Below are 15,648 nucleotides of genomic sequence, written 5' to 3'. Positions count from 1 at the left end.
CAGTTATTTACGTGATAAAAAATACCAATGAATCGGACCGACCGAATCAACAAGCCGAAGCATCCATATAATGATAAGAGCGCTGCCATAGACGCTTAAGGAATCTGCAACATGGCCTTGAAAGATGCAATGCCTTCTGTACTACTTGAAAATGTAGTCAATTTAATTCACACAAAAATCCCTAATTCTCAAGCCAAACAAGTTGAGCAATTTGCTAATTGCCTCTATGCCCATATGTCAAAAGACGATCTCAATGCGCGTAATGACAGTGATTTATATGGTGCAGTTGTGAGCCTGTGGAATGCCCTAAATAAAACATCAACAGACAAAACCCATATCCGGGTGTTTAATCCAAGCCAAGCAAAACATGGCTGGCAGTCAACACATACCATTATTGAAGTCATTCAATCTGATATGCCTTTCTTAGTTGACTCATTAACCATGGCGCTAAACCGCATGGGCATTACTGCTCACGTGATGTTACATACGCCATTAGCCGTGATCCGCAACAACAATGCTGTCACCGATGTATCATTTTTAAATGATGCAGCAGAAGACAGCGGTAATGTTGCGGTATTTTTGATTGAGATTGATAAGCAAAACAGCGATACCGACATTAAAATTATAGAAAAAGAAATACAGTCGGTACTTGCAGATGTTGCAGCGTCAGTCAATGACTGGCAGTTAATGACGGATAAATTAACTGACACGATTAAGCAATTGCCGTCACGGCCATTTCCGGGTAATAAAGCAGAATTACAAGAGTCGGTTGATTTTTTAAATTACTTAAACAATCACCATTTCACCTTGCTTGGCTACCGTTATTACGACTTAAAGCGCGTTGAAGGCGATGTTGAGCTGGTGCCTGATTTAGACTCAAGCCTTGGGTTAATGAATCGCTCTAAAGCATCTCACAGCGAACGAGGTCTTTTATTGTCGACCTTGTCTGACTCAGCGCGTAAAGAAGCCTTAGATGAAACCTTATTAGTATTGACCAAGAGTTCAGCTAAAAGCCGTGTGCATCGCCCAGCTTATGTCGACTATGTAGGCGTTAAGCGTTTTGACAAAAAAGGCAACGTGATTGGTGAAGACCGCTTTATTGGTTTATATGCCTCGAACCTTTATAACCGCAGCCCGCGTGAAATCCCATTATTGGGTGAGAAAGTGCAACGTATCCTTGATAACTCTGGGTTAACACCGCGCTCGCACGATTATAAAGCCTTGATGAACATTCTTGAGAATTTACCTCGTGATGAGCTAATCCAAGCTAAAGATCATCAGCTTGCTAATATGGCCCATGGCGTATTAGAAATGCAAGATCGCGACAAGCTAAAGCTGTTTGTGCGCAAAGACGGTTTTGGTCGTTTCTTTTCGTGTTTAGTGTACGTTTCTAAAGACCGTTACAACACTAAGTTACGCCAAGACACACAGCGTATTTTGGCACAACACTTCAAAAGCAATGAAGATGTTGAGTTCACCACGTATTTCTCAGAGTCGACTTTGGCTCGTACTCACTACATTATCAAAGTTGATAATAACGATATGGATGTTGATGTGGCCGCGATTGAAAAAAATCTTATCGAAGCAGCTCGCTCGTGGGACGATAAATTACACACCGCATTAAATAATGCCCTTGGTGAACAATCGGGTACTGGGTTAACTAAACGCTATTTAAATGCGTTTCCGCCAAGTTATAAAGACGATGTATTGCCAAGCTCTGCCGTAGTCGATATGCAACATTTAGAAGCATTAGACGACGACCATAAGTTGGGCATGTTGTTTTATCAGCCACAAGAGTCAGCGTTAAACGACAATAAAGTTCGTTTGAAACTATTCCATAAAGACGAACCAATTCATTTATCTGACGTATTACCAATGCTTGAAAACTTTGGTCTACGCGTGATTAATGAACGTCCTTATGAAGTGAAAACCAATGACGGCGCCACATTCTGGATTTTAGACTTCTTAATGACAGTACAAGGTGCTGCCACTGAGAACCTTGCCGACAGTCAAGACCGCTTCCAAACGTCATTGTTACAAGTGTGGCAAAAGAAACTTGAAGATGATGGTTTTAACCGCATGGTATTGTCGACAGGTCTTAGTGGCCGTGAAGTCTCAATTTTGCGCGCTTATGCCAAGTACATGCGTCAAATTGATGCAACATTTAGTCAATCATACATTGAAGAAACGTTCAGTCGTTATCCAAAATTAGCTGATTTACTGGTGAAAATGTTCATCCGTAAATTCAATCCAAAGTTAAAAACGCGCACGTTGAGTAAGTTTCTTGAACAAATCAATATTCAGCTCGATGACGTTTCAAGCCTAGATGATGACCGTATTATCCGTCGTTACCTAGATTTAATTAACGCGACTTTACGGACTAACTTCTATCAAACTGCCGTTGGCGGATTAGCAAAAGATTACATTTCGTTTAAGTTTGCACCAGGTTTGATTCCTGAGATGCCTAAACCGCTACCGAAATTTGAAATATTTGTCTATTCACCTCGTGTAGAAGGTGTGCATTTACGTGGCGGTAAAGTCGCCCGAGGTGGTTTGCGTTGGTCAGATCGCCGTGAAGATTTCCGTACTGAAGTATTAGGCCTTGTAAAAGCCCAACAAGTTAAAAACACCGTTATTGTGCCAGTTGGTGCTAAAGGTGGTTTTGTTTGTAAGCAATTGCCTACAGAAGGTGGCCGTGAAGCATTCTTTACTGAAGGGCAAGAATGTTACCGTATCTTCATCCGTGCATTGTTAGATATCTCCGACAACATCATTAACGGCGAAGTGGTTCCACCAGTCGATGTGGTTCGCCATGATGAAGACGATGCATATCTTGTAGTGGCAGCAGACAAAGGTACCGCTACTTTCTCTGATATTGCCAATGCCATCGCAATTGAATACAACTTCTGGTTAGGCGATGCGTTTGCATCGGGCGGAAGTAACGGTTATGACCACAAGAAGATGGGGATCACGGCTCGCGGTGCGTGGGAATCTGTTAAACGTCATTTCCGTGAAATTGGCGTCGATTGTCAAACAACCCCATTTAGTTGTTTAGCTATTGGTGACATGGCGGGTGACGTATTTGGTAACGGTATGCTGCTATCTGAACAAACTCAGCTTGTTGCTGCCTTTAACCACATGCATATCTTTATTGACCCAACCCCAAATATTGCACAAAGCTATATAGAACGTCAGCGCTTATTTGCCTTACCACGTTCAAGCTGGGAAGACTACAACGCAAAATTGATCTCTAAAGGCGGCGGAATATTCTTGCGTTCGGCTAAATCAATTAAGCTGACCCCAGAAATAAAGCAAATGCTTGCGACTGACAAAGACAGCATGAATCCTACTGAACTGATGAAAGAGCTGCTGAAAATGCCAGTCGATCTGATTTGGAACGGTGGTATTGGCACTTATGTTAAGTCGAGTAAAGAAACCCATGCAGAAGTGGGTGACCGAGCTAATGACGCATTACGTGTTAACGGTAAAGAAGTTCGCGCAAAAATCATTGGCGAAGGGGGCAATCTAGGTTGTACCCAGTTAGGCCGTATTGAATACTGTGCCAACGGTGGGCGCATGAACACCGATTTTGTTGATAACGTTGGTGGAGTCGATTGCTCAGACAACGAAGTGAACATTAAGATTTTCTTGAACACCTTGGTTGCAGAAGGTGAGTTAACGGTTAAACAACGTAACCGTCTACTGGAAGAAATGACTGATGAAGTCAGCGACATTGTGATTCAAGACTGTAAAGACCAAACTCGCACTATTTCGGTAACTCAAGTACATGGTGTGTCACAGCTTAAAGAGCAAATTCGTTTTATTCAGTACCTTGAGAAAGATGGCAAGCTTGACCGTGCCCTTGAGTTTTTACCTACCGATGATGACTTAGCTGAACGTTTAGCCAATGGTCGTGCATTAACGCGTCCAGAGCTGTCAGTATTAGTCGCTTACGCTAAGATGGTGCTTAAAGAGCAATTAGTGACGCCAGAAATCACTGAAGATGCCTATTTAAGTAAACTGTTAGTAGCGTATTTCCCTAAAAAGTTACAAGCCAAATATGCCGACAGAATGACGGCTCATCCACTGCGCGGCGAAATTATTGCCACTTCATTAGCTAATGAATTAGTTAACGATATGGGCTTTAATTTTGTACAACGTATGCAAGATGAGACCGGTGCAACAGTTGCCGAAGCGGCTATTTGTTATACTATGGCCCGTGAAGTGTTTGGCCTTGATGAATTAACAACATCAATTACAGACTTAAATGGCGTTATTCCTGCACACGTGCAAGGTGAGATGCTGCATCAGTTACGTCGTAATATGCGCCGTGCCTGTCGCTGGTTCATTCGTCATCGTAATCGTGCTCAGGATATTGTGCAAACAGTTGCTTTCTTTAAGCCAGTATTTGAACAGCTTAAAGCTAACGTTGACCAATATATGATTGCGGCAGAAGTGAAAGCCATTTCTACTGAAATCACTGCACTCACTAACCAGAATGTACCTAAAGCTGTCGCGCAAGTGGTGGCAAAAATGAGTACTTTGTTCTCTGCGTTAGATATTGCACAAATTGCTCAACTTGAGAATAAAACCCTTGAGTTAGTCTCTGAAACCTACTTTAAATTAGGTGCAAAAGTTGAATTACATTGGTTCTTAGAACAAATTAGTGCTCAACCTGTTGCAAACCATTGGCAAGCACTTGCCCGTGCTGCATTTAGAGAAGAGCTCGATTGGCAACAACGTGCGTTAAGTTCTGCAGTATTACGAACCTGTACTGATACCTGCGATGCTGACAGTGTGATTAATGAGTGGATGACATTAAACAAGCCATTGCTCGAAAGATGGTACCATATGCTTTCAGACTTCAAGGTCTCACAAACACATGAATTTGCTAAGTTCTCAGTCGCCCTTAGAGAACTGAACTTGCTGATTTTGCATTGCGAAGGTCAGAAGTAGTTTTATAATGTAAACAAGCCCTGGCGATTGCCGGGGCTTTTTTTAGGTCTAGGAGAAACCATGTTTTACACTATCGCACAAAAAGTCATGTTTCAGATGGACCCAGAGTTAGCACATAATGTCGCTATTGGTAGTTTGAAAATGACGGGGAATACACCGTTAAATTGTTTTTATCGCCAACACGTTAAGTCAGCCCCCGTGACCTGTATGGGACTGACATTTCCAAATCCAGTCGGTTTAGCTGCCGGAATGGATAAAGATGGTGAGTCTATCGATGCATTCCATGCGATGGGATTTGGCCATGTTGAAGTGGGCACGGTTACCCCACGCCCACAACCTGGCAATGATCAGCCTCGATTATTTAGGTTAAAGCCTGCTCAAGGGATTATTAATCGCATGGGCTTTAATAACAAAGGTGTCGATAACTTAGTACGTAATCTTATCGCTAAAAAAACTGACATTATGGTGGGTGTTAATATTGGTAAAAATAAAGATACACCAGTCGAGCAGGGTAAAGATGATTACCTTATTTGTATGGAAAAAGTTTATCAATACGCCAGTTACATTGCCGTCAATATCTCTTCACCTAACACACCAGGTTTGCGTTCGATGCAGTACGGTGAATTGTTAGACGATTTACTCAGTTCAATAAAAGCCAAGCAAACACAATTAGCCGAAAAATACGGTAAATATGTCCCTATTGCGTTAAAAATTGCACCTGATTTAACCTCAGATGAAATTCAAGCGATTGCAGACTCGTTAATCAGCAATCAATTTGATGGTGTTATCGCAACGAATACCACCTTAAGCCGAGATGCTGTGACAGGATTGTTACACGCAGAGGAAATGGGTGGCTTGAGTGGTAAACCTTTGACTGATTTATCGACCCAAGTGATCAAACAATTATCGATCTGTTTGCAAGGTAAGATCCCGATCATTGGTGTCGGCGGGATCAATAGTGCTGCTGATGCGCTGGCTAAATTTGACGCTGGCTCAACGATGGTGCAGATATACTCCGGTTTTATATATCAAGGGCCTAAATTGATTGATCAGATCGTCAACGCGTATTGTGTAAAATAACAGCGAAATTGCTAAGTGATTGATCAAAAATCATGCCGCGATCGAAATGAAGATCGTTCGATCGCGCTAACACCATGATACATATGTTATAATTTATAATTAAATTTTGATATTGCGTGAAAATTCATCTATTATGCACTGGTGTTCATTTCAATTTAGGTGCAGACAGCCATGTTATTAATGCCAAACAAGGACTGGCATTGGGAATACAATGAGACTTGCAAGCAGCTGAGTATTTCATTGGGTTCCGAGATGGAGTTCTTAACCCCATATAAGTCAAAACTACTCATTCCAGACGCACTTAATGCAGCTGAATTCAGCATTGAACACGCTAAATTCTATATCAAAATGCTAGATACCCTTCCTAGAGTGCTCCATATATCAGATGCTGGTATTGTGCAAACTGCACTAAATGCAACGGCTGCTCACTTTTTGTTACAATCACAAATGCCTAAATCGTGGTTTTTTGATGTCAGTGATGAATGTGTTTACTGCGAAGTGGGTAAGTTATTTCAATTAAATTGTGGCTATGCAAAAGTGCTAGCCTTAGTTATTGATAATGGCCTACAAGCCGCAACGGTAATGATTTTATCTCAACATTGCCCACTTTCAGACAGTAAATCGTTAGTCCAATTTGACACGATTAAAGTGATGCATAACCGCTTGCACCCCTTACGTAAGGCAAGACAAGTCGTAGCGGCTTAACAGATTGTAGGGCCATGGCTGCTTATCGATTGAAAATGCCATAGCTAACTTACAAGCGCTTCGCATCAGTTATACCAAAAATCTGCAATTTTAATAATCATGTTATCGGTGTTAAGCGAATAATCTGTATAAAGATATCATTGGCAAAAATTATCCAAATACAGATTAGTCCTGATCACTTTATTGACTCATTTCTCATTAACTTACTTGTTCAAAACGCTGAATGCGATCCACATCCTTCTTTTATCGCTATGTTGGGTATAATACTGATTTAAGTTTGATTTACACTGTTAAAAGTAGGGTATTAGCGCAATACTAATAGGGATTTAACTCGAATAGGACAGTCATGACTATGACGATAAAAATGGTTAACCGTACAATTGAAGAAAAAATATTGTTAGCGGTGACGGCAGCTGCAATACTAATTTTATCGCCATTTTTGATTATAAGTGTATTTGAACATAATCATCTGCGCACCCTTATCGATCTTGTTGCCGTTGGCGGCATTTCCGTGATTTTTATTGGTGTTTGGTTTACCAGCAGGGTTAAACTTTTTAGTGGACTGTTTGCTATTATCGCCCATGTGAATATTTTATTTGGTATTTATATTGTCGATAGCGATTTAATTTTCTGGTTGTTTCCGATTATCATCGCCAGTTTTTATTTATTACCGACTTTTATTGCTTGCCTACTCAATGCCTTACTCATCTCTATTGCCGGGGTATTAACCTATCAACAATTTGATGAGTTTTCCTTGCCGCTTATTTTGGCTTCTTTGATAGTCACCGGTATTTTCTCGTTAATTTTTTCAATATTTATGCAACGCAAAAACCGTCAATTATCAGAAAAAGATAAAATAAGTCAGCTACGTAACAATATTTTGGAATTGATAGCCAGTGCTAGCAAATTGTCCAAAGTGCTTTCAGCCGTTGTCGAAGGGATTGAAAATGAACTGCCACGGGCAATGTGCAGTATTTCATTATTAGATGACACAGGTAAGCAGTTAAGATTAGCTGCAGCACCGAGCTTACCTGGTTTTTATATCGAGGCCATCGACCTGGTCAATATTGATGATGGGACCGGTACCTGCACACAATCTGTCACACTCAGCAGAAGAATCATTGTTACGGATATTGCTCGCCACCCTAACTGGTTGCCATTAGCTCACTTAGCTAAGCAGGCTAAATTGGTGTCATGTTGGTCTGAACCCATTATTAGTCATCATGGTAACGTGTTAGGCACGATTGCAATCTATTTCGATAGGCCAACAAAACCGACAGACAATGAAATTAATTTGATTGAACAATTTGTTAACCTGACCCGAATTGCGATTGAGCGAGACAAAGCTGATAACATTATTTGGCATCAAGCGAATTTTGATAATTTAACCAATTTACCAAATCGACACTTATTACACGAACATTTAACCAATGCGGTAGTTAATGCAGAGCGCGATAATAAGCAATTAGTGATAGCGATGTTAGATTTAGATAACTTTAAAGACGTGAATGATTCTTTAGGACATGGCGCCGGAGATTATGTATTAATTGAGTGTGCAAATCGAATCAAAAGTACCATTAGAAGAAATGACATAGTCGCTCGCTTAGGAGGCGATGAATTCATTATTGCCTTTGTCGGTACTTCGGTTCCTGAAGACATCAACAAAATAGGTGAAAAACTGTTAAGCACACTTGCTCAACCTTACATCATAGATCATAAAAATGTTTATTGTACTGCCAGTATCGGTTTAGCGTTTTATCCCAATGATGCTTTGACCATTGAAGAGCTGCTTAGAAATGCAGATCAGGCGATGTACCGTGCTAAATCACGCGGGCGCAATAGCATCCATTATTTTACTGAGAATATGAGTACTGATTTCCTTAAACGTATGGAAATCATGCGTGATTTACGAATTGCCGTTGAACAAAAGCAGTTTTACATGGTTTATCAACCCATCGTTAACTTAACAACGTCACGAATTACCAAAGCTGAAGCGTTAATTCGTTGGCAACATCCTCAAAAAGGGTTGATTTCGCCATTAGAGTTTATTCAGATTGCTGAAGAAATAGGTTTGATTGTTGAATTGAGTGAGTGGATTTTTAACGAAGTTACACAACAGGTCGATATTTGGCGTAAACAATATTGCCCTGACTTAACAATTAGTATTAATACGTCGCCTGTACAATATAAAAATAATGGCGCACAAATTAATGCCTGGGCCGATTCGCTTATTTTACGAGATATTCCTTGTGAGGCGATTTCGCTTGAAATAACCGAACATTTATTAATGGAAAATCAACTTGAAGCGGTTGAGGCTCTAGATAAGGTTCGCCTTCATGGGATGTCTGTTGCCATTGACGACTTTGGTACTGGTTATAGCTCTTTTGCATACCTTAAAGACTTTGATTTTGATTACTTAAAAATTGACCAACGGTTTGTGCAAAACATGTCAGCCGATAATAAAGACACGGCCCTGTGTGAAGCGATTATTGCGATGGCCACTAAACTGAAAATGAGCGTGATTGCCGAAGGGATAGAAACCGAACAACAAAAGCAGTTGCTCATTCAAGCAGGTTGTACTTTTGGGCAAGGTTACTTATTTGCAAAGCCGCTTTCTGCGGCCAATTTCGAAGCGTTACTCATCGAACAAACACGCAATGATTCAATTATTGTAGGCTAGGATGACACTCCATTGTACGAGTTATCGTCAGTGATAACTCGTACAATGGCGGTGTAAAATACTCCGTGTTTGTTGCTACCGAGTTAACTCATTTTTCGAATAATGCTAATGGGGGCGATACGTAACACCCAGTGTAAAAATGCCCAAGGATAACTAGGCACAAAGGCGTTAGCTTTCTCTTTTTGAATGGCATTGACCATGGCTTTACAACCTGTCTCGGTGTCTACAATAAACGGTACCGTTTTGACTTTTTCATTAATTTCACTGCGAATAAAGCCCGGATGAACACAAGTGACTTTAATCGGCGTGTTCATTACATCAATTCGAATACCTTCTGTTAACGAGGTTAGGGCAGCTTTAGTGGCAGCGTAAACGGTCATTGCTCGTCTAAATCCACGCACGGCACTAATGGATGAAATCGTCACTAAATGGCCACTATTTTGTTCACGAAAAATAGCCATTGCCGCTTCACATTGGGCTATTGCGGCAATAAAATTAGTTTGCGCAGTTTGTAAATTAGCCGCAAAAAAGCCGGTTCCAATCGATGCACCTTTACCCATGCCCGCGTTGACGATGACTCTGTCGAGTTGTCCCATTTCTTGCTTAAATTGGCTGAATACTTCAAACACTTGCGGGTGGTCGTTTACATCAAGTGATTTAATCAGCACGGTAATATTGGGGTTGATACTCAATAAGTGATGTTTTAATTCTTCAAGGCGGTCTAGTCGTCTAGCGCACAAAGCTAAGTTATGATTTTGTTTTGCAAACTCAATAGCCATACCGCGTCCTAAACCAGAACTTGCCCCTGTGATTAATATGTTTGTCCGTTTCATCATCTACTCTTTATTATTTTTATGTGTTAATTACTCATGACGCTATTGCATCTCTTTGAGTGTTTATTGAAGGTTAAATTAAACTGTATAAATGTTGTTGTGTACCCTCAAAGAACCCATGTTCGTTTAAGGTTATCACACTCAAACGTTGCCGCTTAATGTGCAATTGTGTCACGCTGCAATTGACTAATTGTTTATTAATATTGAAAAACTGTGATTCAGGTATCGATAATATTTGCATTACAGCCGCACTTATTACCCCGCCAGAGGTATACACAAAGACCGTATCATCATCGTCGGTTTGTTCAATAAGCTGAGTTAACCCGTTTGCAATTCGTTGGCTAAATTGTTGCCAAGACTCACTGTATTGAGCGCTATTGTCAGCATGTTGCCACTGGTTAATCGCTTGGCTAAAGAGTTCAATAAAGGCTCTGGCCGGCGAGGGTTGTTGGCTAAGGTATTGCTTCATTGTGTCTGGATGAGCTAAATCAGGCCGATAAACGGCAATCACTTCTTCATGATTAAACTCATTCCAGTCGGCACAAATCTGTAATGAGTCGTGTAATAACGGGGGGGATAATGCCGCTAAACACGCATTACGAGTCTGTTGATGGCGCGCCATATTGCCACAAATAACATGATTAGGTTGAATACTGCGTTGGTTAAAGTGTTCCGCTAGGTGCCGAGCCTGGCTATGACCAAGAGTCGACAAGTTGTCGTAATTATCAGTACCGAAACTTGCTTGACCATGACGGATTAAATAAATGTTAGCCATGGTTATCCTTGTTGTTTCATTGCGCGATGACAACGCCACATTAAGTAATGTGAAAAGATCCAGAAGTGTTTAAATGCTGGGTTACGCGTTTGCTTGTGGTGATAGCGATAGTAAATTTGTTGCACAATGCCTGCTAAACGAAATAAACCAAACACCTCATAAAAACGAAAATCATTAATAGCGATGTCCATTTTGTCACAGTAATATTCGACCACTTGTTTACGAGTCAACATGCCATCAAGGTGTGTGGGTTGGCGCCGGGTCATTTGGGCTAAAAAGTCATCATCGGTTTCAACCCAGTAGGCTAGAGTATTGCCTAAATCCATTAATGGATTACCTAGGGTTGCCAATTCCCAATCGAGCACGCCATTAACTTTACTGATGTCATCTGGATCGAGTACCACATTATCAAAGCGAAAGTCATTGTGGGTTAAGCAAATCGTTTCTTGCGATGGTTTATGTTGCTGCAGCCAAGCCATGACTTTTTTGCCCGAGGGCACATTCCAGGTTTTAGCTTGGGTGTAGCGAAAGCTCCAACCGTCAATTTGGCGCTGTGTGTAACCTTCACCCTTACCAAGGTGATTAAGGTTCGCTGCGTCAATATCCACTTTATGCAATTCAATTAAACAATCGATGACATTAGTACACAGTGTGTTGGCCTGCTGTTTATCAAGGTGTAAGCCTTTGGGTAAATTTTGTCTTGGAATGATGCCATTGAGTTTTTCCATGACATAAAATTCAGTGCCCAATACGCTTTCGTCTTCGCAATGTGCCAGCATGGCAGGTACATAAGGGTACACAGGTTTTAGCGCTTGTTGTAAGCGGTATTCACGGCCCATGTCGTGGGCGCCTTTGGCTTTGGTTCCCATAGGGGCTCGGCGCAAAATGAGCTCACAGTTATCAAACGTTAGGCAATACGTCCAGTTAGATGCACCGCCGGTGTATTGGGTTATTTTAAGCTTACCTTCAAGTCCGCCGATATGTTGTGTTAACCAAGGACCGATAACATTTGGGTCGAGTTCTTCACCTGTGCGAACGGATTTCGCTTTATCTAAATACTGTTGATTCATTTAGTGTGCTCATCCTTTAACAATTGTCTTAATCTAAGCGTTTGCTTTAATACCAATTTAAAATACCAGCTAAGCGGCAGTAAACGTTTTAACCAATATAAACGTTTGCCCTGTTGGTGCGTTAATAACATAAACTGTTTATTTGTCTCACCTTGATAGGCTATGTCGGCTACTTGAGCAGCATTGATGGGAGACTTATCAAAAAGTTTACCTAACAGTTTTTCCATTGTAGGCAATTGAGTACGTAAGCTACTGCCTAGATTAGTTTTAAAAAAACCTGGGCATAACACACTGACATTAATATTGTCATCGGCAAGTTCAAGTCGTAATGTTTCTGACAATGACACCACAGCGGCTTTTGAGGCGTTATAGCTCGACATAAACGGAATAGGTGTCAAGCCTGCTTGCGAGGCAACATTGAGTATGCTGCCATAACCTTGTTGCTTAAAAAAGGGCACAAATTGCTGGCACATATTTACCATACCAAACACATTGATTTCCATTACCCAGCGCCATTGCAACATTGGCTCTGTTTCTATTTTATCTGCAGTGGCTACGCCGGCATTGTTGACCAATAAATCAATATGCTGCCAACGTGATTGCACGTTTTTCATCAGCGCAGTAATGCTGTCTGTATTGGTGATATCGCAAGGCACAAAAAATGCTTTTCCACCTAACGCGTTTATTTCCTGGCAGACTTGTTCGCCAGCGTGCTGATTAATATCGGCAACGCACACTTCAGCATGCTGACTTGCCCATTTAAGCGCCAATGCTTTGCCTAAACCTGATGCTGCGCCGGTAATAAGCACATGTTGTTGTTTTGTTTTCATTGTCATCACCGTTATTTGTATTTTGCTAATTCTAGGCGTGACACCATGGCCATGTGCACTTCATCTGGGCCGTCGGCTAAACGTAAACTGCGCGCCATTGTGGCAAAACCGGCCAATGGCGAGTCGTGATTCATCCCCGCGCCGCCATAGAGTTGAATCGCCATATCAACCACTTGGGTTAACATATTGGGTACGACCACTTTTATTGCAGAAATATCAGTCATAGCGTGTTTTACACCCAGATTATCGATTTTCCACGCGGCATTGAGGGTCAATAATCGTGCTTGTTCAATGCTCATACGGGCTTGAGCAATTCGCTCTAAATTTCCACCAAGCTTTATAATGGGCTGGCCGAAAGCAACGCGAGATAATCCGCGTTCAATTGCTAAGGCTAAAGCACGTTCTGCGGCGCCGATAGCTCGCATACAATGGTGAATTCGCCCCGGGCCTAAGCGGCCTTGTGCAATTTCAAAACCTTTTCCGAGTCCCATTATGACATTTCTTTTAGGTACACGGACATTAACGAGCTCCATTTCACCGTGTCCATAAGGTGCATCGTAGTCACCATAAGCGGTTAACATTCGAGTGATACTGACACCGGGAGTATTGATAGGCACTAATACCATACTGTGACGTTGATGCTTTGGTGCATCGGGATGAGATAGTCCCATAAATATCATGACATTACTGTTAGGATGACCTAATCCCGTAGACCACCATTTTCGGCCATTAACGATAACATCGTCGCCATCTTCAATGATGGTTGCCTGCATATTTGTGGCATCAGATGAGGCGACATCAGGTTCTGTCATGGCAAACACAGAACGAATTTCGCCAGTAAGTAGAGGCGTGAGCCATTGTTTTTGCTGTTGTTCATCCCCAAAATGATAGAGCACCTCCATATTGCCAGTGTCGGGGGCGTTACAGTTAAAAATTTCAGGAGCTAAAATAGAACGCCCCATTTCTTCTGCTAATGGTGCGTATTCAACACAGGTTAAACCTTGGCCGAGTGTGGCGTCGGGTAAAAACAAATTCCATAATCCAGCCGCTTTTGCTTGTGCTTTTAGTGCTTCTATTTGAGGTAATAACTGCCATTGAGTCCAATCACTACTGTGATTAATGCGTCTGTTTTCGGCGAGTAACTCTGCTTCTATAGGTAAAATCTGCTCATTTATAAACGATTTCACTTTCGCTAAATATTGTTGTGATTTTTCTGTAGCGTAAATATTCATCTTTATACCTTTGTATTCTCAGTGTAAAAGCCACTAATAATGTGATCTGTAAAACATATGTTGTCAGCATAACGTAGTAATCAATGTGAATGAAATGAAAAAATATGTTAGCTTGCGATGAATGGTGCTCATAGTTTTGGCGTGGCACATTGATTTTTCTTCTTGAGGTTAATATGGCGGATACAAAAGCAATTCAACAACTTGATTTAAATCTACTGAAGATTTTTGAAGCGCTGTACTTTGAGCAGAATATGACAACGGCAGCGAAATCGTTATTTGTTACACCATCAGCGGTCAGTCACGCCATAAAACGCTTACGTTTAGTATTAAATGACCCGTTATTTGTACGTCAAGGCCAGCAAATGCAACCTACAGCAGCTTGCCAGCGTATGGCGCCACAATTGATTAATGCGTTGAACCGGATTAGAGAGGTGTTGCAACAATGCGGCGAGTTTGACCCATTAACAACAGAGCAAACATTCACTATTGCTATTCATGAAGCATTAGAAAGCCAAATTATGCCGGCGCTCATTAATCACGTTGCTGAGTTAATCCCGCAAGCTAACATTGCCAGTATTGCACTCTCTAGAGAGCACATCGCACGACAACTTGCCAATGGTGAGGTTGATTTAGCCATTGATGTTGCACGAGCAGTCAATGCTCCTTTAATGCACATACAATTAGTGTCGGATCCATTTTGTGTACTCATTGATCCGCAACATCATCTTTGCAACAACGGCACTTTAACCCAGGAAGATTATTTGCTGGCGCAACATGTTGCGGTGTCAAGTCGTCCGACGGGTAGAGTGATGGAAGATTTATTGCTGCAACAGCAGGGGATTAATCGACATATTAAATACCGTTGTCAAACCTATCAAACAGCAGTCAAAATAGTCAGTAACACGGCACTGATGCTAACGTTACCACGTTCAATTGCTTTGCAGTTTTCGGACTCTAATTTAACAGTAATCCAGATACCATTTGCATTAACCGACATCGATACACATTTATATTGGCACAGTAATACTCAGTCAGACCATGCGCTTATTTGGCTTAGGCAACAAATTGAAATCGCAGTTGAACGATCAAGTTTAGTCAGCATTGAAAATGAACAATGAACTTTATTTCGCAGTGAGAAGGTTAAAATACACACCCTAGTGTTTACATCGTTAACGTATGTTATTAAATTTTGTCTTTTTGTTCATCGATTTTTCAATGAAATGTAAAAAGTTGGCCGATGTTATGGATGAAATGATTTTTTAATAAAAAAAACATAGCTTTAGTGTTAGTTAAGCTAAGCTTGTAGGTGAAAACCAAGTTGCAGTTCATGCAGTTGAAACTTTGACTCTAGGTCAGTATTTTCGATCAATAGCTCATCTCGTTTTACATGGGTATTGAACCGTCACCTACCTTATCAAATCCCTTCATTATTTTAGGCTTTCATGCCAGACCGAATAGCTTAAAAATATCGGGTTGTGAACGTTCAG

At 41.2% G+C, this 15,648-nt stretch carries 10 protein-coding genes; 5 read left to right on the top strand and 5 right to left on the bottom strand.

The annotated features are described in order from the left end of the window. Positions 1 to 111 precede the first annotated feature (111 nt). From GQA99_RS05395 to GQA99_RS05380, 4 genes are all read left to right on the top strand, one after another. Positions 112 to 4,956, top strand: coding sequence for an NAD-glutamate dehydrogenase (locus GQA99_RS05395; protein WP_160052872.1), 4,845 nt, complete (start codon positions 112 to 114; stop codon positions 4,954 to 4,956). A gap of 60 nt (positions 4,957 to 5,016) precedes the next feature. Further along, complete coding sequence (pyrD, locus tag GQA99_RS05390; protein WP_160052871.1) at positions 5,017 to 6,036, top strand: quinone-dependent dihydroorotate dehydrogenase; 1,020 nt, start codon at positions 5,017 to 5,019, stop codon at positions 6,034 to 6,036. Positions 6,037 to 6,207: 171 nt separating this feature from the next. After that, entirely contained in the window at positions 6,208 to 6,741 is a 534-nt protein-coding gene (locus GQA99_RS05385; RefSeq protein ID WP_160052870.1) for a cell division protein ZapC, read from the top strand. A 352-nt stretch (positions 6,742 to 7,093) separates the two neighbouring features. Then, a complete protein-coding gene (locus GQA99_RS05380) occupies positions 7,094 to 9,421 on the top strand; it encodes a putative bifunctional diguanylate cyclase/phosphodiesterase (protein WP_206194567.1) in 2,328 nt (775 codons plus the stop codon). Positions 9,422 to 9,504: 83 nt separating this feature from the next. Here GQA99_RS05380 and GQA99_RS05375 read toward each other — a convergent pair whose 3' ends face one another. The 5 genes from GQA99_RS05375 to GQA99_RS05355 form a co-directional block, all read right to left on the bottom strand. Beyond that, a complete protein-coding gene (locus tag GQA99_RS05375; protein WP_160052964.1) occupies positions 9,505 to 10,254 on the bottom strand; it encodes an SDR family oxidoreductase in 750 nt (249 codons plus the stop codon). A 73-nt stretch (positions 10,255 to 10,327) separates the two neighbouring features. Next, positions 10,328 to 11,029, bottom strand: a complete 702-nt coding sequence (locus tag GQA99_RS05370; RefSeq protein ID WP_160052869.1) for a histidine phosphatase family protein — start codon at positions 11,027 to 11,029, stop codon at positions 10,328 to 10,330. 2 nt (positions 11,030 to 11,031) lie between these two features. Next, positions 11,032 to 12,099: a phosphotransferase family protein gene (locus GQA99_RS05365; protein WP_160052868.1), complete on the bottom strand. Its 1,068-nt coding sequence runs from the start codon at positions 12,097 to 12,099 to the stop codon at positions 11,032 to 11,034. Next, the gene (locus tag GQA99_RS05360) at positions 12,096 to 12,929 is read right to left on the bottom strand and encodes an SDR family oxidoreductase (RefSeq protein WP_160052867.1); all 834 of its coding nucleotides are present in this window, start codon (positions 12,927 to 12,929) and stop codon (positions 12,096 to 12,098) included. Before GQA99_RS05360 ends, GQA99_RS05365 begins: the two co-directional genes overlap by 4 nt. Before the next feature lie 11 nt (positions 12,930 to 12,940). Further along, positions 12,941 to 14,161 carry an acyl-CoA dehydrogenase family protein gene (locus GQA99_RS05355; protein ID WP_160052866.1) on the bottom strand — a complete coding sequence of 407 codons (1,221 nt, stop codon included), beginning with the start codon at positions 14,159 to 14,161 and terminating at the stop codon, positions 12,941 to 12,943. Positions 14,162 to 14,334: 173 nt separating this feature from the next. Between GQA99_RS05355 and GQA99_RS05350 the strand changes: the two genes are divergently transcribed. Continuing rightward, positions 14,335 to 15,279 carry a LysR family transcriptional regulator gene (locus tag GQA99_RS05350; RefSeq protein WP_160052865.1) on the top strand — a complete coding sequence of 315 codons (945 nt, stop codon included), beginning with the start codon at positions 14,335 to 14,337 and terminating at the stop codon, positions 15,277 to 15,279. Positions 15,280 to 15,648 lie beyond the last annotated feature (369 nt).

This window comes from Shewanella litoralis (assembly GCF_009828585.1).
Lineage (GTDB): Bacteria > Pseudomonadota > Gammaproteobacteria > Enterobacterales > Shewanellaceae > Shewanella > Shewanella litoralis.
The sequence above is the reverse complement of the archived record's forward strand: the minus strand, read 5'-3'. Positions and strand labels throughout refer to the sequence as shown.

Coding starts and splice junctions, on each gene's coding strand:
- GQA99_RS05395 (WP_160052872.1), top strand. CDS start 112: ATGGCCTTGAAAGATGCAATGCCTTCTGTACTACTTGAAAATGTAGTC.
- pyrD (WP_160052871.1), top strand. CDS start 5,017: ATGTTTTACACTATCGCACAAAAAGTCATGTTTCAGATGGACCCAGAG.
- GQA99_RS05385 (WP_160052870.1), top strand. CDS start 6,208: ATGTTATTAATGCCAAACAAGGACTGGCATTGGGAATACAATGAGACT.
- GQA99_RS05380 (WP_206194567.1), top strand. CDS start 7,094: ATGACGATAAAAATGGTTAACCGTACAATTGAAGAAAAAATATTGTTA.
- GQA99_RS05375 (WP_160052964.1), bottom strand. CDS start 10,254: ATGAAACGGACAAACATATTAATCACAGGGGCAAGTTCTGGTTTAGGA.
- GQA99_RS05370 (WP_160052869.1), bottom strand. CDS start 11,029: ATGGCTAACATTTATTTAATCCGTCATGGTCAAGCAAGTTTCGGTACT.
- GQA99_RS05365 (WP_160052868.1), bottom strand. CDS start 12,099: ATGAATCAACAGTATTTAGATAAAGCGAAATCCGTTCGCACAGGTGAA.
- GQA99_RS05360 (WP_160052867.1), bottom strand. CDS start 12,929: ATGAAAACAAAACAACAACATGTGCTTATTACCGGCGCAGCATCAGGT.
- GQA99_RS05355 (WP_160052866.1), bottom strand. CDS start 14,161: ATGAATATTTACGCTACAGAAAAATCACAACAATATTTAGCGAAAGTG.
- GQA99_RS05350 (WP_160052865.1), top strand. CDS start 14,335: ATGGCGGATACAAAAGCAATTCAACAACTTGATTTAAATCTACTGAAG.